Source organism: Helicobacter sp. NHP19-003 (assembly GCF_019703305.1).
Taxonomy (GTDB): domain Bacteria; phylum Campylobacterota; class Campylobacteria; order Campylobacterales; family Helicobacteraceae; genus Helicobacter; species Helicobacter gastrocanis.
The window spans coordinates 343,154-367,882 of record NZ_AP024814.1 but is presented as its reverse complement, the minus strand read 5'-3'; the positions used below and the strand labels follow the sequence as shown (position 1 = coordinate 367,882).

Below are 24,729 nucleotides of genomic sequence, written 5' to 3'. Positions count from 1 at the left end.
ATGCATGCAAATTGACGACATGCTGTTAAACAAACTCGCCACACTCTCCATGCTAGAGATCGCCCCCGCCGAATACGAGAGCTTGAAGGGGCATTTAAAGGAAGTGTTGGAGTTTGTGGACAATTTGAACCAAATGGACTTAGAGGGCATAGAGCTAAAGGACGATTTGAAAACCCCTCTAAGAGAGGATAAGGTGGTGCACAACCCCCAAATCTCTCAAGACATCTTAGCCCACGCCCCAAAGGCCCAAGAGGGCTATTTTATTGTGCCTAAAATCATAGAAACTTAGGGGCGTTTTTGCAGCACCGCGTAACGGGCAGCCACTTTGTGCTTGTAGCAGATCTCTATGTCTGCGCGCTGGTCTTGTTGGATCAAGTATAAATCCCCTCCAAAACCGATTCCATAGAATTTGAGCCTGAGGGCCATTTTAGGCGATAGGGTGTTGATGTTATGAATCCCGCGGCTTTTAAGGGCACTGGCCAATTCTTTGGCGACATAGTGGGTACGCACAAACCGGTTATACCCCCCACCCCACAGCAACACACTTTCAAGCAAGAGTGTACCAAAAACCAAACTATAACGGATTCGATAGTGGCTGCGGAAAATGCGTAAATGCAAGCGGATGCTAGAGAGGGCGCGTTGCAATAAAATGGGCATGCCACAAGCTCCAAAGCTCAAAAATGTGGGGTCTAGCTCTTGACGCAACGAGAGCAAGAGGGGCAAACAAAACCCCACCGCCCCCACAGTCCCCACTAAGTTTTCTTGCTTGTAATCTTTCACCACTTGAGCGTACAAAGTGTAAGGATAGTAAATGCATAAAAAGGGAGAGTAGAGGATGAGCATTAAAAAGAGGGTGTTTAAGAAAAAGCCCTGTGGGATGCCCGCTATGGGCGCAAAGGTGTAAAAGTTCACACAAAAGGCACAAAACAAATACCCCCCAAGCAGCCGCTGTTTGTGTTTGAGGGCGTTGAGCAAGAGCCCGACCAGCAACACCGCACAACTCGCGTCTAAGAATGTGGCTAGACCCGCCAAGAGATAAATCAAAGATGTCTTAAACAAGAGCAGGCACAAAAGTCCCAGGGTGAGAAGCAGGCTCGCCTTGCCTAGCAAAATCGCCCCTAATTGCACGCCGGGCAAGAGGGCAAAGGTGATGGCCGCTAAGAGCGGGTCGTAGGGCTTTTGGGCACACAGCCGCATGCTTAAAATGTACATCAAAACAAGATTCAAGCTGTGCAAGAGCAGGCCGGGCAAGCGTAGGGCTAAGTCTTTGGGCAACAAGGCACTATCCACAAAGGCGTGCAGGGCGTTTAAAAGGATTTTGTCAAAGAAAAAATGCGGCGTACCAAAGTAAAGCAAGGCTTCTTGATAACTCACAGAAATTTCTAAACTTTTATACACCCCTAAGCCCAGACTAAGCACCACAAGCAACCCCAAGCACAAATGGTAGATTGCCGTGGGGGTGTTTTGGGGGAGACTACTCAAGGGTTTTAAGGCGATTTGGAGTAAACATAAAAATCCTTAAAGCTTAAAGGATCGCATTATACCCTAAAAAAATAAACCCTGACATCACTTCTTTTTATTAAAGATGATGAGCAGCCCCGAGCCCACCACAAGTGCCATGCCAAGCCCTTCATAAAATCCCAACCACGGATCACCCAGCCACACGCCAAAGAGAGTTGCCCAAAGTAAACGGGTATAATCGATGGGTGAAACTAGTCCGGCGGGCGCGCACATATAGGCTCTGGTTAAAAAATACTGCCCCAAAGTGCCAAAAAAGCTCATACCCATCAACAACCAAATGTCCCATTGCCACCACGCTCCACTAAAGCGTAAGGGGTGATGCCCTGTGGCAAAGGGTGGTACATTTAAAAACAGCCCCAAAGCCCCAATGGCGCACAAAAAGAGCGCAAAGACAAAGATCACAAACCCGCTGTCGTAGTAGGCCTTCAGCTGGCTAAGGCTTGTGTAAGCGATGGCCTTAAACAGGGCACTCAGCACCCCGCACACAATCAAACCAAAGGTCAATCCGCTGGTGTGCGGGTTGGCGATGAGCATCACGCCCAAAAGCCCCAAAACTCCCGCTATGGCTAAACGCCAAGTCAAAGGTTCTTTAAACACCAACCATGCAATGAAGATCGCGTAAATGGGCGCGCTTTGCCCAAAGGCGATCGCGGTGCCTAGGGGCATGGTGTAAATGTTGTAACACAAGAGAACCATAGCCACCGCCCCTAGCACCATGCGCCACGCGAGGATTTTGCCGCCGCCCTGTTTATGCGCTCCAAATTTAAAAGGCTTGGTGAAGTAGAGCAAGCCCATGAAAATGATCATAAACAAGGCGCGGTAAAAGACATTTTCAAGGGGGGAGTAGTGCTGACTTGTGATTTTAATGAGAGCATTCATCACCCCAAAGCTAAACGCTCCCAAAGCCATGAAAAATAAGCCTTTTTTAACTTCCATAATGACCCTTTTAAAACTCCTCGGCAGAAATCCCACTCGTCTTTAGCGGATGGGATGAATGCCACTAATTCGTGATACAATATCTCCATACATTTGTATCTACGGCAGGAAGTGCCGAAAGTTACGCCTTTGGAGATACGATGTGTGAGACCTGTAGGGAATGCGTTGGAGCTCAAACTCTGTAAAATCCCTACTATAGGGCACAGAGCGAGAACCAAACTCTCCCTGCGGGCAACATCAGCCTAGGAAGTCCAAATGTCTTTAGCATTTGGGCACTTCACTACAAGTACTCGCTAAGATGGATAGATCATAGCACAATCTATCCAAGCATACAAGTTTGTGTGGGCCAAAGATGGCCAAAAGCCTTAAGTTGTTAAACGGGTGTTGTCTTTGCTGAAGCAAGTGCGTGGGGTCCTTGTTGGACATCTCCTAAAAGCGGATGTAAAAGTGCAGGCCGTATCCGCCCCACTTTAAGGAGTGGCCCAGTGGGGACAAGAGCACCGATAGATTTTAAGCCCGCAAGGGGGCCTTAACATCAAACCACCCCGATGCCCTGAGCCACTCTATCGCTCGCAGTTTTGATCTCCTCGACAAGCTCTTTTGTTTGGTAAGAGAGATCTAGGGTTTTCTCCGATTCTTCTGCACCCATACTGATGTTTGTAACGACTTGGGCGGTGATTTCTCTGATGGAGCCGATGATGGCTGCAATCTCTGTAACGGACTTGCCCGTGCGTTCGGCGAGTTTTCTCACTTCATCTGCCACCACAGCAAAGCCCCGTCCGTGCTCGCCCGCTCTGGCGGCTTCAATGGCGGCATTTAAGGCTAATAAGTTGATTTGATCGGCGATGTCTCTAATGGTCTGGGTGATGGAGCTGATCGAATCGGATTGTGCGCTCAAGTTGTCCACTAGCATCACATTGTTTTTCATGTTGCTGACCACGCTTTGGATATTGTTTGTGGTTTTTTCAATCATGGTGTTCCCCTCGCTGGTTAAGCGTTGGTTGTCTTTAATTAAATTCAAAGTCATGAAAATTTTTTCTTCTTTGTCTGTAACATCTAGCGCAAATTTAATGAATTTATAAATCTTGCCTTCGTTGTCAAAAACGGGGTTATAACTTGCCTCCAAATACACCGCCTTGGTCGCTTTTGTGATGCGCTTAAAAGTCCCTTGTGTGAATTGCCCCGATTTTAAATGTTGCCAAAACTCGGTGTATTGAGGGCTTTTGACAAACTCGGGATCGCAAAACATAGAATGGTGTTTGCCCTTGATTTCTTCTAAGCTGTAACCCATCACCTTTAAAAAGTTTTCATTGGCGTTTAAAACTTTACCTTCTATGTCAAACTCAACTAAGGCCATAGACGCTAAAGCGGCATTATAGACGGCGCGCAAATCGTTAAACTCTAAGATGCGTGCGGTTACATCTGTGGCGATTTTAACGACCTTCACCACCTTGCCCTGATTGTCTAGCACGGGGTTATAAGTGGATTCCAAAAACACTTCTTGACCGGCTTTTGTGATGCGTTTGAAGGTGCCCTGCTTAAACTGCCCATTACGGAGTTGATTCCAAACTTGTGTGTATTCGGCCGAAGCCACTAATTTAGGGTCGCAGAAAATCGAATGCTGCCTGCCCTTGATTTCCTCCAAAGTGTAACCCATGAGCTTTAAAAAATTCTCATTGGCTGTGATGACCCTACAATCTGTGTCAAACTCAATGATCGCCATCGAGCGGTCTATAGCGTTGTAAATAGCGCCCAATTCGTGGTTACGCTCCTTAAGCCCAGCGATGAATTCCTGAGTGGATGTATCATCCTGTTTTTTGTGGCTAAAAAATGGCATGAAGACCCCTTTCCGTGGGGTTAAACCTGAGGGTTAGAAAGGGAAAACGGAGAGTTACCACCCCCCCCTGTCAAACGGCGTACACAAATCAATCATAAAAACTCCTTAAGTTATGTGAATCACCCACCCGCTAAAGACGGGTGGGCTTCTTGCTTCAACGATCCATAACTAGCAGTATCCAGTATGTAGCCATACTTGGTTACAGCCCCGTTAGCGGAATCTCCACAAGCGTAACTTCGGGTAATCCCTACCCTAGTTTTATCTACCTTGATAGCGTGTCGCTCATCTAGCATTCCCAAAGCATAGTTTCTGATATTGATGCTAGCGTTTAGGTCTCTGTGGTGGTATGTTTGACAACAAGGGCAGATAAAATTTCTAATAGGCAGTGGCTTTTTACCTGTGTTGCTCCCACAGGTCGAGCAGATTTGAGAGCTAGGGAAGTATTGGTCAATTTTGATAAGGGTTTTACCCTTCCAACCAGCCTTATATTCTAATAGACTAATGAGCCTAGACCAGCTGGCATTGGCAATGCTCTTAGCTAGTTTGTGGTTTTTGACCAAATTCCTAACTTTCAAGGTTTCTACTGCTATCAAATCGTATTGATTGGTTATCTCATTACTGATTTTATGTAGGTAGTCCTCTCTGCTATTCCTGATAGAAGCGTGGATTTGTGCCACTTTCTTGGCTTGTTTTTTTCTATTACTAGAACCTTTTAGTTTCTTAGACAATCTCCTTTGCGCTTTAGTGAGTTTGGTTTGTAGATTCTGGAAAAACTTTTTATAGGGATAGAGCACGCCACTACTGGCTATCACTAAAGACTCTAAACCCATATCTAAACCCACAGCTTTTTTGATAGTTGTGGGTTTAGGTTCAGGCTCATTATCCTCATAGCTTATAGAGAGATAGTATTTATCTGCTACGCAAGAGATAAACCCCTGTTTGACGATAGAGTTTGTAGGCAAATGCCTATGAAACTTGGCTTTAATAGCTTCTTTGAATTTGGGTAGCTTGACTTGGTTGTTGCCTAAATCCATCTCTAAGTGTTGCGGGACACAGAAAGACTGCTTCGCATGCTTTTTAGATTTGAATCTAGGATAATCTGCCAGCTTAGAGAAAAACCTATCAAAGGCTGTTGTCAGCTGTCTTAGTGCCATTTGCAAGCTTTGAGAGTTGCATTCACTTAGGTAAGCGTAAGCCTCTTGTTTTTTGAGAGTAGTGAGCGCCTTTTGCATGCTAAAGTAATTTTCTCTAATGCCTTGTGCGTATTGCTTTTGGCGGTATGCTAAAAAGTAGTTATAGACCACCCTAGCACAGCCAAAGTGCTTGTGTATCAAGGTTTTTTGCTCTATGGTGGGATAAATTCTAAACTTTATTGCTTTAAGCAATTTCTTACGCCTTAACTTTACATCATTATAACATAATTTTATAAAATATTTTTGAGGTAGAGCTATGAAAGAAAACCATTACAAACTCAAAGGCTATTTGTCCACAAACAGGAGCAAACATAATCTAAAAGCCCATTTGATTTTAGTGTGTAAATACAGAAAAAAGTTGCTCGTAGGAGATGTGGCTATTTTTATAAAGTCTGTGCTTGAAGAGATAGAGGAAAGTTCAGATTTTATCATCATAGCAATGGAGACAGATAAAGATCATCTACACCTGATGATTCAATATATCCCTAGGGTGTCTATCAGTTCCATTATCTTGCGGATCAAGCAGATGACTACTTATAGAGTTTGGAGAGAACCAAGATTTATCCCGTTCTTACGCAAGCATTTTTGGAAAGAACAAAAATTTTGGACAGATGGATTTTTTGCCTGTTCCATAGGAGAAGCTAACCCAGAAACCATCAAAAGATACATAGAAAATCAAGGGTAGGGGGCATTCATCCCACCCGCTAAAGACGAGTGGGATTTCTGCCGGAGAGTCTTAAAACCCCCTATACTAATGCAAACAACATGAATCCCAAATAAACTTTTGCGCTAGAATACCCTCGTAAAGGATACGCACATGAAATTAGCCGTTTTTGATTTTGATTCAACTTTGGTTAATGCTGAAACGATTGAAGAGTTGGCAAAGGGTTATGGCGTGGGCCAAGAAGTTACAAACGCCACAGAGCTGGCGATGGCGGGTAGGGCGGACTTTTACACGAGCCTACTTAACCGGGCTAGTTTGCTCAAGGGCATGGACGCACAACATGCACAACAGATTTGCCAAAACTTGCCCTTGCACACGGGCGCACTTGAGGTGGTGCAGGGTTTGCACGACTTGGGTTATAAAGTCGTGTGTCTTAGTGGGGGCTTTAAGTGGGCTACGGGCTATTTTAAAGAAAAGCTGGGCTTGGATGCGGATTTTAGCAACACTTTGCATGTGGAAAGTGGGGTCTTGACAGGAGAGGTGAGCGGGCCCTTAATGCGTGGGGACTCTAAGGCGGAGATTTTAGCCAGCTTACAAAGTTTGCTAAACGCCAAACACACTTTAGTGGTGGGCGATGGGGCTAATGACATCGGCATGTTTAAACGCGCCGATGTCAGCGTGGCCTTCAATGCCAAAGAGATCACCAAAAAAGCCGCCACTTTCGTGGCGCAAACCCTAGATTTGCGAGAGATTTTAGAGTGTCTTTAGTGGGTTGGGGCGGGGCCAAGCCTCAAAGGCACAAACAAGGCTGAAAACCACAGCCACACAAAAGGTCGCCGCAATTACACATAATATCTCCGCTGCACTCACCCCAAAGGCAGCTTTTGTCATGTTGCTCTTTAAGCCCGTCTAAGGTGATTTGGAAGCCTTTGACATTGCGCTGCACCGTGGCGCTAGCTTGGCAATAGACCTTTCTTCAATGGCAACACCAATGTCGTAGACCAATTATAAAGGTAAAGCTCCCCCCCGCTTATCTAAAACGCTCACTTGTTAAGCCCTTATCAATAAAACAAAAACAGCCCGGGTTCTAGCATGTTTTTCACCAAAGAACTTTAATGGGCGGTGGGCTTGAGATAGCCCAAATCCACTAAAGCGTTGGCCATTGCCTTGACAATGGGGCCATCCTTGCTCCCCCCCTCGCCGTGCTCCACTAAAACGGTGATCACATATTTAGGATTCTTGAAAGGCAAGAAGGCAGTCATCCACGCATGTGAGCGGTGGAAGTACTCCATTTGCTCCTCCTTCACGCGCTTGATGGTGTCTTGATCGATCCCCACGACCTGCGCTGTACCTGTCTTGCACGCCAAAGCGACTTTAACCCCTCTTGTGGTGTGATAGCCAGTCCCCCCTTGTGTGCTGCAAGCTTCATACATCCCCCGTCTTAGGGCGGGGAGTTTGGATTTTTGAAAATTGTCAAGAACATCCTTCACTTTAAAGTTGCCCTTGAGCGCAAAGTGAGGGGTGGGTAACTTGCCCGAGGCGATCAAAGCGGTGTAATTAGCCACTTGCAAGGGTGTGGTTAAAAACGAGCCTTGTCCAATAGAGGTGATGAGAGTGTCGCCCATATTCCAAATATCCCCAAAGCGTTTCATCTTCCAGCCGGGGTCGGGCAAAATCCCGATAAACTCGTTGGGCAAATCCACACCCGTTTTTTGCCCAAAACCCATTTGGCGGAAAGTCTTGGTTAAATTGTCAATGGAAATGTCTTGGGCAAATTTATAAAAGTAGACATCTACGGATTCTTTAAGTGCTTTGTATAAATTCGTTTTGCCATGCCCGCCCGCCTTCCAGTCGCGGAATTTGCGTTTGCCCACCTCGATGTAGCCGGGGGCAAAGACCTCGGTTTGCTCCGTGATGGGCAGGTATTCTAAAAAGCTCAAAGCCGAGCCCATTTTCACCACAGAGCCGGGAGGGTAAAGCCCATTGATGAGGCGGTTTAATAGGGGGTTGTAGATGTTGTCTTGCAACTCTCTCCAGTGCGCCACACTGATCCCGCCGATGAAATTGTTGAGGTTGTACTCGGGGTAGCTGCCCGCAGCTAAAATTGCCCCTGTATGCGCATCCATCACCACCACCGCCCCCACCTTATCCACAAAGAGCAAATCGGCTTTTTCCTGCAAGCGTTTGTCTAAAGTCAAAACCAAGTCGTTGTTGGTTTGGGGTTGCTTTTCTTCTAAGACCTTTAATTCTTGGTTTAGGGCGTTCACACTCACCAGCTTATAGCCCATCTCTCCCTGCAAGAAATCGTTGTACTCTTTTTCTAAACCCGTTTTGCCGATGGTGTGGGTGTATTGACTCTTAGGGTCGGTTTGTATGTCCTTGGCATCAGCTGCCCCTAAGTAGCCCAAAACATGCGAGGCTAGAGAATTGCCCGGGTAGTGGCGCTTGTTGGCAGGGGATATGGTGATTTTAGGGTCTAAAATGAGCTTTGGGTAGAGGGTTTGCATTTGGTCGTAGGGGATAAAATCTAAAATTTGGATGGCGTTGTGGTTGTAGACAGAGTTTTGTTTGTGGTAGTTTTGAGCGGCGGTTTGGGTGTCTAGGGTGGGGAAGTGGCGTTGTAAAAGCTCTAATTCTTGTTGTAATTGGGCTTTTTTGAGGGCGGGGACTAGAGAAATGCTAAAACCCAGCTCGTTCATGGCAAGCAGTTGGTGGTTGCGATCTAAGATGAGCCCCCTTGTGGGGACTAAGATTTCTTTTTTGGTCATGTTGCGCAGGGCGAGTTGTTCGAAGTAGTCGTTGGTTTTGATCGTCAAGATGAAGATGCGCAGGAGTAGAATCGCCCACACAAGTGCTAAAAATCCAAAGATGAAGCGGAATCTAAGCTCTTGCATACGCCCTCCACAAAATGAACTCAAGTGCGCTGTAGGTTAAAAGCCGATCCCAAGGGGCTAGGGGCGTGTCATGCAAAGTGGCGAGCAATAAAGTGTAGAGCACATAGACGGCCACCATATGGAAAACCTCCCATAAAATATGCTCTTCAAATGTCCTCAAAACGAATTGCAAAACGATCTTTTCATATAGGATAAAGAGCAAAATCAGTACACCTAACGGTTCTTGATTGATCGCCTCAAAGAGCAATAAACACGCAAAAATACAGAGGATATAGCGGTCTTGCAAGCGCACCTCTCCTCTGTTTTTATACAGCATAAAAAGCAGACTAAGAAGGGGGGGGTAAATGGGGTAGAGTGCTTGTAAATTGCTGTAAAGATAAAAGCCTAAGACATATAAGGTGCAATGGGTGTAGGTTAACCTTAAGCGCATATGCGCCCCAACAATGCGTTCAATAAAGTGGTTTGCAAGTGTTCTAAAGACCCAAATTTGGGCTTGAGTGTAGATGGCTTTAGCACGCTCACCAACGCCCCCGGGTGTTCTTGCAGCAGGGTGTGCTTGGCGTGGCTGGTGAGTTTGTCAAACTTTGTGTAAACACAGCGGATTTGCTGGTCTGGCTTGATGAAACTTTGTAAAAACGCTTGCACTTGTTGATCTAGGTTTAATTGGGGGTGTCTGGCATCGATGAGGTGCAAGAATAATTTAATGCTGGGGCGTTGCTGCAATAAGGCACATAAAAACGCTCCCCACTCTTCTTGCAAACCCTTAGACACTTTAGCATACCCAAAGCCGGGCAAGTCGATGCACCCAAAGGCGACTTTCTCATCGCCCATCTGCCAAGTCGTGGCAAAGAAATTTGCCATTTGGGTTTTGCCCGGGGTGGCTGAGCTCTTGGCGATTTTGCGCCCTAAAATCTGGTTGATGAAGGAGCTTTTACCCACATTACTGCGCCCCAAAAACGCCACTTCAGGCAGGTGCGTGGGGGGGGTTTGTGCTATATTTGTGGCCGAGCACACAAAGTGGCTCTCTAAGACTTTAAGGCTTGGGCTGTTCTTTAACATGCTTTTTGGCCTTTTGCTTTTTTTGTTCTTTTTGGATGTCCTCCATATCAAAGACAAAGGTCGCCGGCTTGTCTTTGCCCCCCAAAACATCCGCATAGCCGTGCTCTTTGCTTAAAATGATCTCCTCGCCTTTCACGGAGTTAACCTTGCCCACCTCATCCACCACCGCATTTTGCAGCAGGCGGTACTCTTGCTTAATGGCATCATAAATCAAGCGATCCGAATGCCCCTTGACCTCCCGCCCATCCTCTGTAAATAAGTGGAAATGCACATCGCCGATCGCCTCGTACTTGGTGGGTTTGCGTTTGTCGTTGGTGTAAATGATCACTTCATTTGCCGTGAGCGTGTCCTTGCCCTTTTTAATGTGGACATTGCCCTGTATGATTGTAGTTTTCTTTTGCTCATTGGCGGTGAATTTATCCGCTGTAACCTCTAAGGTTTCTTTTAAGGGCACAGCCCACAACAAGCCACAAAAGAGCCATAAGCACCCTAGTCTTTTCAAAATTTAAAGCTCCGTGTATGCCGCCCTTTGGGGTGCTGTGCCTCTGCTAAGTTGATGAGGGCGTGGATGCTCTTGGCTTGCAAGACTTGGGTTTTATGGTTGTAGGCGATGTTTTGCCCGCTCACATGCCCCTCGGGGCCATTTAATAAGAAATTACCCTCTCCTTGGAAGCTCTGTTTGGCGTTGTCATAAACCCCTTTTTGACTCCAAAAACTCTCGTGATTGCTGGTCGTGTAAAGCACCCCTTTGGGGAAGTTGTATAAATCGTTGTGTCTGATCAAAACCTCCCCTCTAGCGTGCTCTAAAACTTGGCTATCATTGTCAAACTTGCTCAAAACAAAGTCGTAAAGCACTTCGTGGTCGTTAAATTGCAACGCCCTAACACCTTTAATGTTCAAATCCGTGCTGGTGGCACTGCTCTCAAAGGCGCTAAAGCCATGCAACTCGATTTTAGCAAAATCCCCGCTAAAGGTGGGGGCTTGTCTTTGGGGGCGCAAGAAAAACAAAATCAAGCCCCCCATCGCCACCGCCAAACCGATGAAGAAAATCCAAACAGGATTTGCACGCACCTATTCACGCACCAAAAAGCTGGGTCTGTTGAGGCTCTTGGCGTAGTCGCTGGCCTCCTCTTGACTTTTAAAGCCCTTGATGAACACCCGATAAATGGGCTTGTCGTTTTTCACACCCTCCACAATTGTGCTAGAGTAATTGGTGCTTTTCAAATGGGATTGTAGGGCATTCTCGGCACTCTGAGCCCCCTGTTTGTTGGAAAACGCTCCCACTTGCAAAGAGAAGTTGCCCCCACTGTAACTCTTTTGACTCTCGCCCACCTTAAACTCTTTTTGTAGGGTCTTGGCTTGTTTGTTTTGTGCCAAAGAAGGGGCATATTGTTTCGCCACCACCCCCCCAAAGCCAATCACCTCCAAACGCACAGGGGCGACCCCCTTGCCCACCATCGCAATGTCATGGGCAGCGGCGTTGGAAAGGTCGATGATGCGGTTACGCACAAAGGGCCCTCTATCGTTGATGCGCACAATCGTACTTCTGTTGTTGTCCTTATTGGTAACCTTAACAATCGTGTTCATGGGTAAGATTTTATTGGCGGCGGTGTGGGCGTGCATGTTGTAGGTCTCACCATTGCTGGTCCTTTTGGCGTGAAAGTTTGGCCCATACCAACTAGCATACCCGTCAAAAATTTGCCCGACTTTCACCTGTGTAGGGTAGTAGGTCTTGCCTCCCACTCTGTAAGGGCGCATGGTTGCCCGTTGCATCGCCGCCGAATCGATCATCCCCGCCGTCAAGCTGCTCTCAGACACATGCGCATTGTGGGGCGGGTTGTTGCTGTGTTTTCCTTTGTGGTGGTGGAAAAAAGAGAAATGCTTTTTAGGCGGAATTGTGCCGTCAAAATCCCTTGCATCTTCATAGGCGCGCAAGCTTTCATGCTTGTCAAAAAGGGCGTAGTTTTGTTGCCCTGCTGAATCCTTAGCACAACCCATAAAAGCGGCAGTGGCGAGCACCAAATGGCTGAAGTAATACAATTTCATAGCACCTCGTTTTGCGCCACTTTCAGGTGGCGGATTTGGGGACTTAGCACGGGGATGATGAGCTTTTGTTTGCGACTCAAGTAAAGACCTTTGAGGTTGTTTGTGTATTTGATTAGGGCTACAGAGCTGTGGAATTTTCTAGCAATCGAATAGAGGGTTTCTCTGGGCCTGACCTTGTGGCTGAGGACTTGCACAATGTAGCTTTTGGGTTTGTAGTGTTGTCTAAAATAGGCTAGATTTTCATAGGGGATATAAACCATGCTAGGCGCGCCTACGGGTGAAAAGTTGTATCTAAACTGATGGTTGTAGGCCCTCACCTGTGCTATGGACAAATGTGCTGCGTTGGCGACTTGGCTAAGCAAGGTCCCGCCCTTCACCCACACACTCGCCAAAGTTTGGCGTGCTCCTCTGTTGAGTAAATACGCCTTCTTGCCCTCTGTGTCTAAATTATTGAAGGCAATGGCGAGGCTTAAAATAGAGCGGATGTAGTGGCGGGTTTCTTGGGGCAAGTATTTTTTATTGTCGTCTAGCAAAACATTGATGTTGTCTGTGCCGGCGGCTTGGATCGCCTCTAAAACCCGTCTGAGCCCATAGTTGTAGGCCATCGCCACTAAATACCACTGGTGGGTTTGTTTGTAAAGCATTTTAAAGTAGGTGATCGCCGCTTGGGTGCTCTTGATCGGGTCGCGCCGCTCGTCCACAAGGGCACTGACTTTTAGGCCTAACATTTTGGCGGTTTCTGGCATGAACTGCCAGATGCCCACCGCCCTTTTGACGCTGTAAGCCCGCACCGAAAATTTAGACTCCGCCATGGCCAAAAACAAAAACTCAACAGGGATATTGGCTTGCAAAAGCATGCTTTTAATTGTGGGGATAAACACCCCATTGGCATCGTAGTGTTGCAATAATCTATCAAAGGTTTGTTGCACACTCTCTAAAGTGTCCGTGTTTGCACTGTTTGCGAGAAAGTCGGCATCCACGCCAAAGGCATTGAGGGTTTTTAAACTCACGCTGTTGATTGCGGGGGGCGTGGCACACAAAGACAAGCTTAAACAACAAACAACGCCCAAGGGCTTTAATAAAGATTCAAACATCAAGACACCTTTAAGTTAAAGAGCGCTTGGGCATTGGCGGTCGTGTTTTGCGCCAAATCTTCTAGGCGCATTTGGCGCACCTTGGCGAGTTTTTCGGCAATCAGGGGGATGTATTTAGGTTCGTTGCGCTGTCCTCTAAAGGGGTGTGGGGTTAAGTAGGGCGCATCGGTTTCTAAAAGCAAGCGTTCTAGGGGGATTTGTGGCAAAATCTCCACTAAGGTTTTGGCGTTTTTAAAGGTCGCCACCCCCCCGATGCCGTAGTAAAAATTGTGCGCTAACTCTAGTAAAAGTGCATCCCCATTAAAGCAATGCAACACGCCCTTAAGTTTTGGATGTTCTTTTAAAATCGCGTGCGCGTCTGCGCTGGCTTCTCTAATGTGCACGATTAAAGGTTTGTTGTACTCTAAAGCTAAAGCGATTTGGGCTTTAAAAACTTCTTTTTGGGTGGCTTTGGTGGTGGGGTCGTTTTTATAGTGGTAGTCTAGCCCACACTCCCCCACCGCCACACATTTGGGATGGTTGATGTGCGCCTTTAAAAAATCCAAATTAAAATCTTCTAGGTCTAAAGGGTGTACGCCCACGGCAAAGTAAAGGTTTTGGTTTTCTTCACAAAGTGCGATGGCGCGGGCTAGGTCTTTGGGGCTGGCAGCGGGGATGATGGCGGTTGTTACACCGGCTTCTTTAGCGTTGCTTAAAACTTCGAGCACATCGGCTAGGTAGTGGGCGTGGTCTAAGTGGCAATGGGTGTCGATCAGCTCTAACATTTGGCTCCTTTAGAGTAAAAAAGCTCTATTGTACTATAATTGAGGGATCGATACCCTAAAACGATACAAAAGGTGCACATGTTTAGCGGATTGATCCATGAAGTAACGCAAATCCTTAGCTTTCAGAATGGGGTTTTGTGTCTAAAGAGCGCACACAAGCCTAAAATAGGCGATAGCATCGCTATCAATGGGGTGTGTCTCACAGCGGTTTCTCTCTTTAAGGGGGGCTTTAGCGTGCAGATGAGCGCACACACGCAGGCGCAAATTGCGCTAGAAAACTACCAAGCCGGCCAAAGCGTGCATGTCGAGCCGGCTTTAAAGGCAGGCGATCGCTTTGATGGGCATTTTGTGCAAGGGCATATTGATGGGGTGGGGGTGATCAAGCATGTGTTCAAAGAGGAGAGCCAAGTGGAGATAAGCATCCAAGCCCCCCCTGCTATTTTAGAGCTGTGTATCCCCAAAGGCTCGATCGCCATAGACGGGGTGAGCTTGACTTTAGCGGGCATTGATAACGACAGCTTTTCTTTAGTCATCATCCCCCACACTTTTAAACACACTTTGTTTAACACCTACAAGCCCGGGCACAGAGTGAATATTGAAAGCGACATGCTGGTGAGGGCGGTGGCGCACCTGAATAAACGCCAAAATCCCCTTTCGTGGGCGGTGTGCGACTCCTTAGCGATGGGCTATTAAATGGGGATGCCAAAAGCCGTAGCCCTCGCCTACAACATCGGGCAAGATGCCGCACCTAAGGTCGTGGCTAGCGGGGTGGGGCAGATCGCCAAGGCGATCGTAGAGAAAGCCAAAGCCTTTGATGTCCCCCTTTTTTGCAATGAAGCCCTCGTGAACTCTCTTTTAGATGTGCGTCTAGACACACCCATACCCCCAGAGTTGTACGCCAGCGTGGTGGAGGTCTTCATTTGGCTACAAAATGCCGAAAACGGGGCGCAAATGAGCTAGGAAAAAGGATTGTGCCCTCCCTTGTTAGATGGAGCGCGCTTTCTAACTTAGCTATGTGCTTTTTTGGCGTTGTTTGTATTGGTTTGACATACTCCCTATAACTAAAGTGAGGAGATTTAACTTTAGCCCAGAATCGTGTCTTCAAGCAGGAGTGCTCTGCTAGGAGTCCTGTGTTTCTCACTGCTAAAGTTGATGCCTAAAGTCCCAAGGGCACCACCCTTTGATGAATCTGCCTAGTTAAAGCTAGGGCTCTAGGGCGCGGGTGGGATAAGGGTTATATTCTTACAATCTCCTTGATTTTGCGTAAGTTTACTAAAAATTTTGTATAATTGCTCCCTCAATAATGGACTTTTTGTTGTCTATGGAAAAGGAGAAAGATGCTAGAAATTCGATGGCACGCACGCGCTGGTCAGGGTGCAGTTACGGGTGCAAAGGGTTTAGCCGATGTGCTCACCACTACGGGTAAAGAAGTGCAAGGCTTTGCGGTCTATGGGTCGGCTAAAAGGGGGGCGGCGATGACGGCGTATAACCGCATCGACTCTGAGCCCATTTTAAACCACGAAAAGTTTATGCACCCCGATTATGTGTTGGTGATCGACCCAGGGCTCACCTTCATTGCCGACATTACAGAAGATGAAAAACCCGACACAACCTACATCATCACCACGCATTTAAGCAAGGATGAGTTGTTTGCTAAAAAACCCGAGCTGGCAAGCAAGAAGGTTTTCACCTTAAATTGCATTAAAATTGCGATGGACACAATCAAAAGACCCATCCCAAACACCCCTATGCTTGGGGCTTTGATGAAGGTGTCTGGCATGCTGGAGTTGGAGTTTTTTAAAAACACATTTAAAGAGGTTTTGGGTAAAAAAATGCCTCAAGCTTTGATCGATGCGAACATGCTCGCCATCGACCACGCCTATGCCCAAGTGCAATAAGGAACAACCATGAAAAACTGGCAAGAATTTGAAGCAGGGGCGGTGCTCTTCCCCTTTGAGAAACAAGGGCAAGAGGAATTAGGCAAGCACAACAACGAGCGCACCTACACCACAAACAGCTCTTTTACAGCGAGCGTGGCGAACTGGCGCGTAGAAAAACCCGTGCACAACAAAGAGGTTTGCATCAACTGCTTTAATTGTTGGGTTTACTGCCCCGATGCGTCCATCCTCTCGCGAGAGGGCAAAATGAGCGGCATTGACTACGAACATTGCAAGGGTTGCGGGGTGTGTGTAGATGTTTGCCCCACTAACCCCAAATCTCTGTTAATGTTTGACAATTTAGAGTCCGAGCAAGAGGCTCTTGCCAAGTGGCCACAAAAAGCCGAGGGACTTAAAAAGAAAAGTTACCGCACAGAGGGGGGTTATAATGGCTTCTAGTTACCATTTAAACGGCGTGGAAGCGTGGGATGGCTGCACGGCGAGTGCGCACGCTTTAAGACAAGCACAAGTAGATGTCGTGGCGGCTTACCCCATCACCCCCTCTACGCCCATTATCCAAAATTACGGCTCTTTTAAAGACAATGGCTACATCGATGGCGAGTTTGTTTTGGTGGAGTCTGAGCACGCGGCCATGAGCGCGTGCGTGGGCGCAGCTGCGGCGGGCGGAAGGGTCAGCACCGCCACAAGCTCACAGGGCTTTGCCTTAATGGTTGAAGTGCTTTACCAAGCTTCAGGCATGCGTTTACCCATTGTCCTAAATGTCGCTAACCGCGCTTTGGCTTCGCCCTTAAACATCCACTGCGACCACTCGGACATGTATTTGGGGAGGGATAGCGGTTGGATCAGCCTTTGCACCTGTAACCCCCAAGAGGTCTATGACTTCACTTTAATGGCGTTTAAACTTGCCGAACACACGGGGGTTAGAGTGCCTGTCATGGTGCATCAAGACGGATTTTTGTCTTCGCACACCGTGCAAAATGTCCGTCCTCTAGCCGACCATGTCGCCTATAAATTTGTGGGCGACTATGTGGGCGTGCACCCCATGCTCGACTTTGATAAACCCGTAAGCTATGGTGCCCAGGCAGAAGAGGAGTGGCATTTTGAGCACAAAGCCAAATTGCACCACGCCATCATGGAGTCTAGTGCGGTGCTGGAGGAAATCTTTAACGATTTTGCCAAACTCACAGGGCGGCAATACAATATTTTGGAAACTTTCAACATGGAAGATGCCGAAGTGGCGATTTTTGCTTTAGGCACCACTTGGGAGTCTGCGATTGTGGCGGCAAAGAAAGCCAGAGAAAAGGGCATTAAAGCGGGTGTCGTAACAACCCACCTACTGCGCCCCTTCCCCTTTGTCGCCCTAGGCGAAGTCTTTAAAAAGACTAAGGCCGTGGCCATCATGGATAAAAGCTCTCCCTCTGGCGCGATGGGTGCGCTCTTCAACGAAGTGGCGGCAAGCCTCTATCAAGTGCAAGGCTCACGCCACCCGGTGCTTAGCAACTACATTTACGGGCTAGGCGGTCGGGACTTGACCCAAACGGATTTGGACCGCATTTTTGAGGACTTGAGCCAAGATGCCCAAAAAGGCGCGCTCACCCACCCCACACAACAATTCATCGGGCTCAATGGTCCTGAGTTGTCTTACTTTTAAGGAGAATACATGGTTAAAGAAGTCAAAACGCTCAAAAGTTTTAGCCAATCGGCGGAAAAATTTGAAGGCTCGCACTTACTTTGTCCGGGCTGTGGGCATGGGATCATCGTTAGGGAAGTGCTCAACGCCGTGGATGGCCCCATTGTGCTAGGCAATTCCACCGGCTGTTTAGAGGTCTGCTCGGCAGTGTATCCACACACCTCTTGGGATGTACCTTGGATTCACATCGGGTTTGAAAACGGCTCAACCGCCATCAGTGGCGTGGAGAGCATGTATAAAGCCCTAGAGCGCAAGGGCAAATATAAGGGGCAACGCCCCAAATTTGTCGCTTTTGGCGGCGATGGCGCGAGCTATGACATTGGTTTTCAATTCATCAGCGGTTGTTTAGAAAGAGGGCATGACATGACCTACATCTGCCTAGACAATGAAAACTACGCCAACACAGGGGGGCAAAGGAGTGGGAGCACGCCTATGGGCGCAAGCACCAGCACCACGCCTGCGGGCAAAGTGAGTTTTGGGAAAAAAGAGCGCAAAAAAGACCTGCCCCTCATCATGGCAGCCCATGGCATCCCCTACACCGCCCAAATCGCCCCCAACAAGTGGAAGGACATGAATAAAAAAATCAAAACTGCCCTAGACACAGAGGGGCCATGTTTCATCAACGCCCTTAGCCCATGTCCGACTGAGTGGAAATATCACTCTTCTTTGGCGATTGAAATGACGGACTTGGCGGTGGATTGCTTGATCTTCCCCTTGTTTGAAATCTTCCACGGGCAAGAACTCAAAATCACCTACCGCCCCCGCAATGTCTTGCCCGTGCGCGATTATTTGGGCGTGCAAAAACGCTTTGCCCATCTCTTTAAGAAAGAGAACGAGCACATCATCGAGGCGTTGCAAAAAGATGTCGATGCCCGCTGGGAATACCTGCAGCGGCGGGAGGAAGCCAAGGTTTAGATGATAGATCGTTACTCTTTGGAGGGGATGGCGCGCCTTTGGAGCGCACAAAACAAGTTTGACACTTACCTAAAAGTTGAAAAAGCCATCGTGCAAGCGTGGCACACTTTGGGCGTTGTGGACACCCAAAGTTGCCAAAAAATTCAAGAAGTGGGCTTTGATTTAAAACGGATTTATGAAATCGAGCAAACCACCAAACACGATTTGATCGCCTTTATCAACGCCGTTTGTGAGAATTTAGGGGAAGAAAAACGCTTTTTCCATTACGGCATCACTTCTAGCGACTGTATCGACACCGCCCTAGCCCTATTACTCAAAGAGAGCCTAGAGATCGTTTTAAAAGATTTACAAGGACTTTTAGAAGTGCTTAAAACACGGGCACTTGAGTTTAAAGACACGCCCATCATCGGGCGTAGCCACGGGATTTGTGGCGAGCCCATGAGTTTTGGGCTGGTGTGGGCGTTGTGGTTTGAGGAAATGCGCCGCCATGTGCGGTCTTTAGAAGGGGTCTTAGAAGAAATCAGCGTAGGGATGGTGAGCGGGGCAATGGGCAACTTTGCCCATATCCCCCTAGAGTTGGAGGAAAAGACTTGCGAAGTTTTGGGTTTGAAACCCGCCCTCATCACAAACCAAGTCATCTCAAGGGATCGCCACGCTAAGGTCATCAACGCCCTAGCGGTGCTCGCCAGCAGTTGCGAAAAAATCGCCATCAATGTCCGCCACTACCAACGCACCGAAGTGTATGAGGCGGAGGAATACTTTAGCACGGGGCAAAAGGGCAGCTCAGCCATGCCCCACAAGCGCAACCCCGTTTTGAGCGAAAACATCACGGGGCTGTGCCGGGTCATTCGGGGTTATGCGATGCCTATGCTAGAGAGTGTCGCCCTTTGGCACGAGCGCGACATTAGCCACAGCTCGGTGGAACGCTTTGTCTTCCCCGACATTTTCACCACCACGGATTTTATGTTGCACCGCCTAAGCAATTTGCTTAAAACCCTTGTGGTGTATCCTCAAAACATGCGCGCGAATTTGGAGTGCACAGGGGGGCTGGTGTATTCGCAAAAGGTGCTCTTGGAATTGCCAAAGCTAGGCTTTAGCAAGGAGGAGAGTTATGCCATCGTGCAAGAAAACGCCGCGAAAGTGTGGCAAGATTTGCAAGAGGACAAGCACCACAAAGAGGCTTTTTTAAACGCCCTACTTGACGACCCTAGGCTCAAAGACATTGAGCCTAAAAGACTTAAAGCGTGCTTTGACATGGCACATTACCTACAACGCACTGACCAAATTCTTGAGCGGGTTTTTGGCAAATAAGCCAGATTTAAGACTAAATACGCTATTTTCTGCTGTCCTTTCACGGGTTAATCTTGTGGGCTTTTTAGCCCCCTGGTTACCTTTTACCCCCCAAAATCCCAAGCCCGCAGACCTTTAACCTCCCCAAAAGCGATCACCGGCAGGCTTAAGTACTGTAACCCTGCTCGTGTCTCAACAACCACTCTTTAATCGCCACGCCACCCCCATAGCCCCCTAAGCCACCGCCTTTTAAAATCACTCTATGGCAGGGAATAATGATGGGGCATGGGTTGTTGTGATTGGCGTTGCCTACAGCTCTACACGCTTTGGGATTGTTTAGGGCGTGGGCGATTTCTTGATAAGTCCTTGTTGCGCCATAGGGGATATTTTGCAAAGCCCGCCACACTTGCAAGCTAAAGGGGCTGGCGTGCAAGCTCAAGGGCAAGTCAAAGGTTTTAAGCTCTCCGCTAAAGTAGCTTTCTAAACTCTCTAACATGGCTTGCATGAGAGCATCGGGCTTTGGGACGCTTTGCTCGGGGACGCTTGGCATCCCTTTTACAAAGTCTAGGCTCACTAAGCCCTTGCTGTCTGTGCGTAAAGCCAAGTAGGGGCTAGGAAAACTCTTGGGGGGCTTAAGGAAGGCTAAAATCACAGCCCCATTTTAAAGGGGTTTAAAATATTATTCGGGTCAAAGGCTTTTTTGATTGCTCTAAATAACCCCATCTCTTCAGGGCTAAAGGCTAGGGGCATGAATTTGGCTTTAGACAGCCCGATTCCATGCTCTCCGCTTAAAGTCCCCTCCAAAGCAATGGCGCATTTAAAAATCTCCTCCATCGCCCTTTGCCCCTGCTCTAGCTGTGTTTCTGGGTTTTCAAGCATGATATTCACATGCACATTGCCATCGCCCGTGTGGCCGAAACAGGGGATCGGCAAGTTGTAGGCCTTAGAGATACGCCCCACTTCTTCAAGCAAGGCAGGTAGGCTCGCTCTAGGCACCGTTACATCTTCGTTTAATTTTTTCTTGCCATAAACACTGATGCTCTGCGAGGCGTTGCGCCGCGCAAACCATAGGTCTTCTTCCTCCGCAACCGTTTGGGCGATCTTAAAATCCACGCATCCATTTGCCTTAAAATGCCCCTCAATGGCACTCAACTGCCACGCCATTTGTTCGGGTACGCTGCCATCCACTTGGGTGATTAAAATCGCCCCTGCCTTAGTGGGTAGCCCTTTGTTAAAACGCTCTTCCACCGCCTTAATGGTTAAATTGTCTAAAAACTCCATCGCCACAGGCACGACCCCGCTAGCCATCGTTTTATACACCGCCTCCATCGCCTCTTGAATGGTGTGAAACACCCCCATCGCTGATTGGCGCAATTTGGGCTTGGCTAGAAGTTTTAAGGTGATCTCGCTAATCACGGCCAAACACCCCTCGCTGGCAATGAGTATCCCGGCGACATTAAAGCCTGCCACATCTTTAATCGTTTTCTTGCCCGCGCGGATAATGTCGCCATTAGGGAGCACCGCCCGTAAAGCCATCACATAATCTTTAGTGATGCCGTATTTGGCCGCACGCATGCCCCCCGCATTTTCACTCACATTGCCCCCCAAAGTGCTTTGATCTTGGCTGGCTGGATCGGGCGGGTAGAAGAGCCCGAGTTTCTCCACTTCGTTTTGAAAATGTTTGTTGATCACTCCGGGTTGTACCCGTGCGATTAAATTTTTGGTGTCGATCTCTAAAATTTTGTCTAGGTGTTTTTCTAGGCTTAAAATCAATCCCCCACTCACCCCCAAAGCCCCCCTGTAAAGCCACTGCCCGCTCCCCTGGGCACAACGATGATTTTGTGCTGGTTACAATAGGTCAAGACTTGGCTGATTTCTTGTTCGTTTCTAGGGAAGATCACAGCCTCGGGTAAGTGGCGCTCTCTGGTCGCATCATAGGCGTAGGCACTCAAATGTGCGGGGTCTGTAAAAAAATTATCCTCTCCCACAAACGCACCCAAAGCTTTAGCGTGGTTAGGATCTAGCATAGACAACCTCCTATTCTCTTTCTTCTTGGCGTATCCGCTTCTCCTCCGCCTTTTCTCTTTTTTTCTCTGCTTTTTTGGCCTTCCTTTCTGCCTTTTCCTCCAACCTTTCCTTGGCTAACTCTTTTTTACGCCTTTTTTTTGCCTCTTTGGCTTCCTTGGCCCGCTCTTTGGTGGTCGCTTGGTCTAGGGATTTTTCCTCTGCCTTTTGCCGTTTGGAGAGTGCGGGGGCGATTTGTTGTTGCTCCTCTTGGATTTCCTTGTTGTATTCCCTCTCTAGAGCTTGTTTTTGCTTTTGACTCTTGGCCTTTTTGATGTCTTTTCTAAGTTCTCTTTTATCTTCTGCCTTGACTTCCCTAACCAGCTTTTTCTCAGACTCTTTACGCAACAAGTTGTCGTAGTAGGTGAAATAATGCTTGGCCTTGCCCCCAGCGACCAACTTGCCAAAAGTGCCCCGATCCACGCCTTCTACACGGGAGAAAAAGGGCGTGAAAGTGCGCCCCACCCTTGTGGTGTCAAAGGGTTTAGTTTCTAAAATGGCAAAACTTTGGCAATCTAAAATATTCAAGCGATTCGTACTGACAAGATAGACCAACCCCACGCTGTAAATGTCGCAAGCCCGCCTCAAGGTCTTGGCTGTGGGGTCAAACCCGTTTAAAAACGCCACGAGTAGATCCGAGCTGATGAAGGTCGTGTCGGGGTGATCATCCTTGATTTGTTCATAGGTGTGTACATCGGGAGCGATTAAAAAAGCTTGGCTGTTGAACTCCCTAAAAATCGCTAAATTGCCCTTTTTAGGTGTCATGCGGGGGGTGGGGAGGTGTTTTTGCTTCATCACCTTGTAGGGGGTGTATTTGGCATAAGCCACGCCGTTTTCCACAGAGAGTACTTCAAGGCTGGCAGAGATCACATCGTAATCGGTGAGTTTGGCCAGCACATACCCACTCTCCCCCACTTTGAGATCGTAGGCTTGAAACTGCACGACCTTTCTTGCGGTGTCCACGCTGTCAATGTTGATTTTAAGCGGCGCGCTCCAATCTTTAGCGCTTAAGAGCCCACACAGCCCCAAAATGAGAAAAATCCACTTACGCATGCCCGTCCTTAAAATGTTGTTGAAACCACACCAACGCATAGCCTAGCCCCACACTTTTACAAAATTGTTCATCCGCCATAAAACTCTCTACTTCTTCTAAGGGCAAGTAAATGATTTCTATGTCCTCGGTGTCAATCCCCCCGCCTTGGTGGGCGCGTTGGTTTTGGCCAATGCGGGCAAAAAACATGGTTTGCTTGCTCCCGCTAATGCCCGTGGAGCCGTAAAACACCCCAATTTTTTGCAACATTTCAGGCACTAGGGCATAACCGCACTCCTCTAGCACCTCTTCACAAGCGATTTGCTCCACGCTCTTATGCGCCTTATCCACCAGCCCCGCACACAGCTCATAAGTGTAGCCATCCACGCTCTGCCCGCCATACAGACATGCGCTCACAAACACGGGGGGTCTAAACTGCTTGACCAGCACAAAACTTTGTCTCTCTATGTGGTAGAGCAAGATCGATACACTATCGTGCACGCGGACCATGTCCCAGCTTTTATTCACGCCATCTTCCTCATATAAAATGCGTTTGGGTTTAAAGTAAGCGGAGGTGGGACAATCGATGATTTGGATATTGTCGTAGGCAATCATTAGTCTGTGTTCTTTGTATTTTCTTTTTGGGCGTACTCAAAAGAAGTTGTGTCTTCTAGGGCTTTTAAGTAGGGCTTGATGGCTTGGCTGAAAAGTTGTTTTTCATGTCCGCTCAGTTGGTTTTTAGCCGTGCGGATGCACCCGAGGGGGTCAACGGGGCGGTCGTTCAAATACACCCCAAAGTGCAAATGCGGGCCTGTGCTAAGCCCCGTGCTGCCCACCTTGCCGATCACCTGCCCCCTTTTGACATAGCTGTGCACATGCAGACCCCTAGCAAAGGCACTCATGTGGGCGTAGACCATGCGTAAATCCTGCCCGTGCTCGATCTCAATTTCGTTGCCATACCCGCCCCTACGCCCGATAGACACGATGTAGCCATCGGCGGCGGCGTGAATCAAGCTCCCCTTTTTAGCCGCAAAATCCACGCCATAGTGGGGGCGGATTTGTTTTAAAATGGGGTGCATGCGCCCTGAAGAAAAGTGCGAAGAGATTCTTGTGTAATGCACGGGGGTTTCAAGCAAGAACGCCACAACCTCCCGCCCTAGTGCGTCATAATATTTACCCTTGTAGGCAAAGACATAGTGGTTGCGCCTGTGGGTTTGTAACATGGCGGCCTTGATCGTGGGGTAGCCAAAGGGTTGGTTTAGGCGGTATTTGCGGGTGTAGATCAGGCTTAGTTGGTCGTCTTTAATGACTGCGCGTTTTAGGTTCAAGGTCTTTTGGTACACCCCGATGAACTCTTGGGCGAGTTTGGCATCCCCTGTAGCTTTAAAAAGATCATGGTAGGCGGAGCGTTTGATGCGTAGGTTCAACGCCTTTTGTGTGGTGCTGTAAACGATGGGGATGAAGTCTAAATTGTATTGTCCACTGCGGTCTTTGTAAAGGCGTAGTTGCACGGACTCGCCCACAGGCACTAAGACCTGCAAAAGTTGGTTTTTGTCGTCTTTCAGCACATAGTAGGGCACGCCCGCTCTAATCTCTGTGCCTAATTCTTTGTCTTGGTAAGACAGGTTGTAATAAATTTTAGGGTCAATGTGGTGTTTGTCAAAAAATTTGAGTAAGGTCATGCCATGCTCCCAAACAAGCCTTTGCCCCACTGCCGCCCCGCCAAAACCCACACAAAACAGCCACGCTAAAATGAACCGAATCATCGCCATCCTTACTTTGAAAAAGGTTAGATTTTAGTATAGAATAGCTTATAAATAAACTTTTTGGAGGG

General features: G+C 48.0%; 27 protein-coding genes and 1 pseudogene. 10 read left to right on the top strand and 18 right to left on the bottom strand.

Translation table 11 applies throughout. From position 1 onward, the window contains the following. Positions 1 to 4 precede the first annotated feature (4 nt). Positions 5 to 289, top strand: coding sequence for an Asp-tRNA(Asn)/Glu-tRNA(Gln) amidotransferase subunit GatC (gene gatC, locus K6J72_RS02030; RefSeq protein WP_221280196.1), 285 nt, complete (start codon positions 5 to 7; stop codon positions 287 to 289). On the opposite strand, the gene K6J72_RS02025 is transcribed toward gatC, so the two are convergent. The 4 genes from K6J72_RS02025 to K6J72_RS02010 all read right to left on the bottom strand — a co-directional run bounded on the left by K6J72_RS02025 (position 286) and on the right by K6J72_RS02010 (position 5,679). Next, positions 286 to 1,422 (bottom strand): hypothetical protein, encoded by a 1,137-nt coding sequence (locus tag K6J72_RS02025; RefSeq protein ID WP_260320636.1) that lies wholly within the window; start codon positions 1,420 to 1,422, stop codon positions 286 to 288. The genes gatC and K6J72_RS02025 overlap by 4 nt on opposite strands. 144 nt (positions 1,423 to 1,566) lie before the next feature. Further along, entirely contained in the window at positions 1,567 to 2,457 is an 891-nt protein-coding gene (locus K6J72_RS02020; RefSeq protein WP_221280192.1) for a DMT family transporter, read from the bottom strand. 535 nt (positions 2,458 to 2,992) lie between these two features. Next, positions 2,993 to 4,294 (bottom strand): methyl-accepting chemotaxis protein, encoded by a 1,302-nt coding sequence (locus K6J72_RS02015; protein ID WP_221280190.1) that lies wholly within the window; start codon positions 4,292 to 4,294, stop codon positions 2,993 to 2,995. Between the two features lie 119 nt (positions 4,295 to 4,413). Further along, on the bottom strand, positions 4,414 to 5,679 hold the full coding sequence (locus K6J72_RS02010) for an RNA-guided endonuclease InsQ/TnpB family protein (protein WP_221279308.1): 1,266 nt from the start codon (positions 5,677 to 5,679) through the stop codon (positions 4,414 to 4,416). A gap of 64 nt (positions 5,680 to 5,743) precedes the next feature. Here K6J72_RS02010 and tnpA point away from each other — a divergent pair, with 64 nt between their 5' ends. Both tnpA and serB read left to right on the top strand, forming a co-directional pair. Next, on the top strand, positions 5,744 to 6,172 hold the full coding sequence (gene tnpA, locus K6J72_RS02005; RefSeq protein ID WP_034376438.1) for an IS200/IS605 family transposase: 429 nt from the start codon (positions 5,744 to 5,746) through the stop codon (positions 6,170 to 6,172). Positions 6,173 to 6,304: 132 nt separating this feature from the next. Then, positions 6,305 to 6,919 (top strand): phosphoserine phosphatase SerB, encoded by a 615-nt coding sequence (gene serB / locus K6J72_RS02000; protein ID WP_221280188.1) that lies wholly within the window; start codon positions 6,305 to 6,307, stop codon positions 6,917 to 6,919. Positions 6,920 to 7,263: 344 nt separating this feature from the next. On the opposite strand, the gene mrdA is transcribed toward serB, so the two are convergent. The 8 genes from mrdA to K6J72_RS01960 are packed head-to-tail and all read right to left on the bottom strand — an operon-like array spanning position 7,264 to position 14,008. Further along, on the bottom strand, positions 7,264 to 9,045 hold the full coding sequence (gene mrdA, locus K6J72_RS01995) for a penicillin-binding protein 2 (RefSeq protein WP_221280186.1): 1,782 nt from the start codon (positions 9,043 to 9,045) through the stop codon (positions 7,264 to 7,266). Continuing rightward, a complete protein-coding gene (locus K6J72_RS01990; protein ID WP_221280184.1) occupies positions 9,032 to 9,475 on the bottom strand; it encodes a hypothetical protein in 444 nt (147 codons plus the stop codon). The genes mrdA and K6J72_RS01990 overlap by 14 nt, the downstream gene beginning before the upstream one ends. Then, complete coding sequence (gene yihA / locus K6J72_RS01985; RefSeq protein ID WP_221280182.1) at positions 9,466 to 10,104, bottom strand: ribosome biogenesis GTP-binding protein YihA/YsxC; 639 nt, start codon at positions 10,102 to 10,104, stop codon at positions 9,466 to 9,468. The genes K6J72_RS01990 and yihA overlap by 10 nt, the downstream gene beginning before the upstream one ends. Continuing rightward, positions 10,079 to 10,609, bottom strand: coding sequence for a lipopolysaccharide transport periplasmic protein LptA (gene lptA / locus K6J72_RS01980; protein ID WP_221281049.1), 531 nt, complete (start codon positions 10,607 to 10,609; stop codon positions 10,079 to 10,081). The genes yihA and lptA overlap by 26 nt, the downstream gene beginning before the upstream one ends. Further along, a complete protein-coding gene (locus K6J72_RS01975) occupies positions 10,603 to 11,175 on the bottom strand; it encodes a hypothetical protein (protein ID WP_221280181.1) in 573 nt (190 codons plus the stop codon). The genes lptA and K6J72_RS01975 overlap by 7 nt, the downstream gene beginning before the upstream one ends. Then, complete coding sequence (locus tag K6J72_RS01970; protein WP_430886736.1) at positions 11,176 to 12,150, bottom strand: septal ring lytic transglycosylase RlpA family protein; 975 nt, start codon at positions 12,148 to 12,150, stop codon at positions 11,176 to 11,178. It lies immediately after the preceding gene. Beyond that, the gene (locus tag K6J72_RS01965; RefSeq protein ID WP_221280178.1) at positions 12,147 to 13,244 is read right to left on the bottom strand and encodes a lytic transglycosylase domain-containing protein; all 1,098 of its coding nucleotides are present in this window, start codon (positions 13,242 to 13,244) and stop codon (positions 12,147 to 12,149) included. The genes K6J72_RS01970 and K6J72_RS01965 overlap by 4 nt, the downstream gene beginning before the upstream one ends. Beyond that, complete coding sequence (locus tag K6J72_RS01960; protein ID WP_221280176.1) at positions 13,244 to 14,008, bottom strand: TatD family hydrolase; 765 nt, start codon at positions 14,006 to 14,008, stop codon at positions 13,244 to 13,246. The genes K6J72_RS01965 and K6J72_RS01960 overlap by 1 nt, the downstream gene beginning before the upstream one ends. A 78-nt stretch (positions 14,009 to 14,086) precedes the next feature. Between K6J72_RS01960 and ribE the strand changes: the two genes are divergently transcribed. From ribE to purB, 7 genes are all read left to right on the top strand, one after another. Then, positions 14,087 to 14,701 carry a riboflavin synthase gene (gene ribE, locus K6J72_RS01955; protein WP_221280174.1) on the top strand — a complete coding sequence of 205 codons (615 nt, stop codon included), beginning with the start codon at positions 14,087 to 14,089 and terminating at the stop codon, positions 14,699 to 14,701. Next, positions 14,702 to 14,968, top strand: coding sequence for an EscU/YscU/HrcU family type III secretion system export apparatus switch protein (locus K6J72_RS01950; RefSeq protein WP_221280172.1), 267 nt, complete (start codon positions 14,702 to 14,704; stop codon positions 14,966 to 14,968). Positions 14,969 to 15,345: 377 nt separating this feature from the next. Then, positions 15,346 to 15,906, top strand: a complete 561-nt coding sequence (locus K6J72_RS01945) for a pyruvate flavodoxin oxidoreductase subunit gamma (RefSeq protein WP_221280170.1) — start codon at positions 15,346 to 15,348, stop codon at positions 15,904 to 15,906. Between the two features lie 9 nt (positions 15,907 to 15,915). Then, the gene (locus K6J72_RS01940) at positions 15,916 to 16,344 is read left to right on the top strand and encodes a 4Fe-4S dicluster domain-containing protein (protein ID WP_221280167.1); all 429 of its coding nucleotides are present in this window, start codon (positions 15,916 to 15,918) and stop codon (positions 16,342 to 16,344) included. After that, positions 16,334 to 17,557: a 2-oxoacid:ferredoxin oxidoreductase subunit alpha gene (locus K6J72_RS01935; protein WP_221280164.1), complete on the top strand. Its 1,224-nt coding sequence runs from the start codon at positions 16,334 to 16,336 to the stop codon at positions 17,555 to 17,557. Before K6J72_RS01940 ends, K6J72_RS01935 begins: the two co-directional genes overlap by 11 nt. A 9-nt stretch (positions 17,558 to 17,566) precedes the next feature. After that, positions 17,567 to 18,511: a thiamine pyrophosphate-dependent enzyme gene (locus tag K6J72_RS01930; RefSeq protein ID WP_221280163.1), complete on the top strand. Its 945-nt coding sequence runs from the start codon at positions 17,567 to 17,569 to the stop codon at positions 18,509 to 18,511. After that, a complete protein-coding gene (gene purB / locus K6J72_RS01925) occupies positions 18,512 to 19,822 on the top strand; it encodes an adenylosuccinate lyase (protein ID WP_221280160.1) in 1,311 nt (436 codons plus the stop codon). It abuts the gene before it with no gap. Between the two features lie 145 nt (positions 19,823 to 19,967). On the opposite strand, the gene K6J72_RS01920 is transcribed toward purB, so the two are convergent. The 6 genes and pseudogenes from K6J72_RS01920 to K6J72_RS01900 form a co-directional block, all read right to left on the bottom strand. Continuing rightward, positions 19,968 to 20,453 (bottom strand): methylated-DNA--[protein]-cysteine S-methyltransferase, encoded by a 486-nt coding sequence (locus K6J72_RS01920; protein ID WP_221280159.1) that lies wholly within the window; start codon positions 20,451 to 20,453, stop codon positions 19,968 to 19,970. Further along, positions 20,450 to 21,130 (bottom strand): FAD-linked oxidase C-terminal domain-containing protein, encoded by a 681-nt coding sequence (locus K6J72_RS08240; protein WP_260320684.1) that lies wholly within the window; start codon positions 21,128 to 21,130, stop codon positions 20,450 to 20,452. Before K6J72_RS08240 ends, K6J72_RS01920 begins: the two co-directional genes overlap by 4 nt. A 222-nt stretch (positions 21,131 to 21,352) precedes the next feature. Continuing rightward, positions 21,353 to 21,828, bottom strand: a pseudogene (locus K6J72_RS08235) (FAD-binding protein); the annotation flags it as partial. 10 nt (positions 21,829 to 21,838) lie between these two features. Further along, positions 21,839 to 22,918: a plasminogen-binding N-terminal domain-containing protein gene (locus tag K6J72_RS01910; RefSeq protein ID WP_221280157.1), complete on the bottom strand. Its 1,080-nt coding sequence runs from the start codon at positions 22,916 to 22,918 to the stop codon at positions 21,839 to 21,841. Further along, entirely contained in the window at positions 22,911 to 23,510 is a 600-nt protein-coding gene (locus tag K6J72_RS01905) for an NUDIX hydrolase (protein ID WP_221280155.1), read from the bottom strand. Before K6J72_RS01905 ends, K6J72_RS01910 begins: the two co-directional genes overlap by 8 nt. Further along, complete coding sequence (locus K6J72_RS01900; protein WP_221280153.1) at positions 23,510 to 24,661, bottom strand: peptidoglycan DD-metalloendopeptidase family protein; 1,152 nt, start codon at positions 24,659 to 24,661, stop codon at positions 23,510 to 23,512. The genes K6J72_RS01905 and K6J72_RS01900 overlap by 1 nt, the downstream gene beginning before the upstream one ends. Positions 24,662 to 24,729: the final 68 nt, after the last annotated feature.

Bases quoted from the DNA above. Each gene is read 5' to 3' on its own strand.
- gatC (WP_221280196.1), top strand. From the start codon at position 5: ATGCAAATTGACGACATGCTGTTAAACAAACTCGCCACACTCTCCATG.
- K6J72_RS02020 (WP_221280192.1), bottom strand. From the start codon at position 2,457: ATGGAAGTTAAAAAAGGCTTATTTTTCATGGCTTTGGGAGCGTTTAGC.
- K6J72_RS02015 (WP_221280190.1), bottom strand. From the start codon at position 4,294: ATGCCATTTTTTAGCCACAAAAAACAGGATGATACATCCACTCAGGAA.
- tnpA (WP_034376438.1), top strand. From the start codon at position 5,744: ATGAAAGAAAACCATTACAAACTCAAAGGCTATTTGTCCACAAACAGG.
- serB (WP_221280188.1), top strand. From the start codon at position 6,305: ATGAAATTAGCCGTTTTTGATTTTGATTCAACTTTGGTTAATGCTGAA.
- mrdA (WP_221280186.1), bottom strand. From the start codon at position 9,045: ATGCAAGAGCTTAGATTCCGCTTCATCTTTGGATTTTTAGCACTTGTG.
- K6J72_RS01990 (WP_221280184.1), bottom strand. From the start codon at position 9,475: ATGCGCTTAAGGTTAACCTACACCCATTGCACCTTATATGTCTTAGGC.
- yihA (WP_221280182.1), bottom strand. From the start codon at position 10,104: ATGTTAAAGAACAGCCCAAGCCTTAAAGTCTTAGAGAGCCACTTTGTG.
- K6J72_RS01970 (WP_430886736.1), bottom strand. From the start codon at position 12,150: ATGAAATTGTATTACTTCAGCCATTTGGTGCTCGCCACTGCCGCTTTT.
- K6J72_RS01965 (WP_221280178.1), bottom strand. From the start codon at position 13,244: ATGTTTGAATCTTTATTAAAGCCCTTGGGCGTTGTTTGTTGTTTAAGC.
- K6J72_RS01960 (WP_221280176.1), bottom strand. From the start codon at position 14,008: ATGTTAGAGCTGATCGACACCCATTGCCACTTAGACCACGCCCACTAC.
- ribE (WP_221280174.1), top strand. From the start codon at position 14,087: ATGTTTAGCGGATTGATCCATGAAGTAACGCAAATCCTTAGCTTTCAG.
- K6J72_RS01950 (WP_221280172.1), top strand. From the start codon at position 14,702: ATGGGGATGCCAAAAGCCGTAGCCCTCGCCTACAACATCGGGCAAGAT.
- K6J72_RS01945 (WP_221280170.1), top strand. From the start codon at position 15,346: ATGCTAGAAATTCGATGGCACGCACGCGCTGGTCAGGGTGCAGTTACG.
- K6J72_RS01940 (WP_221280167.1), top strand. From the start codon at position 15,916: ATGAAAAACTGGCAAGAATTTGAAGCAGGGGCGGTGCTCTTCCCCTTT.
- K6J72_RS01935 (WP_221280164.1), top strand. From the start codon at position 16,334: ATGGCTTCTAGTTACCATTTAAACGGCGTGGAAGCGTGGGATGGCTGC.
- K6J72_RS01930 (WP_221280163.1), top strand. From the start codon at position 17,567: ATGGTTAAAGAAGTCAAAACGCTCAAAAGTTTTAGCCAATCGGCGGAA.
- purB (WP_221280160.1), top strand. From the start codon at position 18,512: ATGATAGATCGTTACTCTTTGGAGGGGATGGCGCGCCTTTGGAGCGCA.
- K6J72_RS08240 (WP_260320684.1), bottom strand. From the start codon at position 21,130: ATGGAGGCGGTGTATAAAACGATGGCTAGCGGGGTCGTGCCTGTGGCG.
- K6J72_RS01910 (WP_221280157.1), bottom strand. From the start codon at position 22,918: ATGCGTAAGTGGATTTTTCTCATTTTGGGGCTGTGTGGGCTCTTAAGC.
- K6J72_RS01905 (WP_221280155.1), bottom strand. From the start codon at position 23,510: ATGATTGCCTACGACAATATCCAAATCATCGATTGTCCCACCTCCGCT.
- K6J72_RS01900 (WP_221280153.1), bottom strand. From the start codon at position 24,661: ATGATTCGGTTCATTTTAGCGTGGCTGTTTTGTGTGGGTTTTGGCGGG.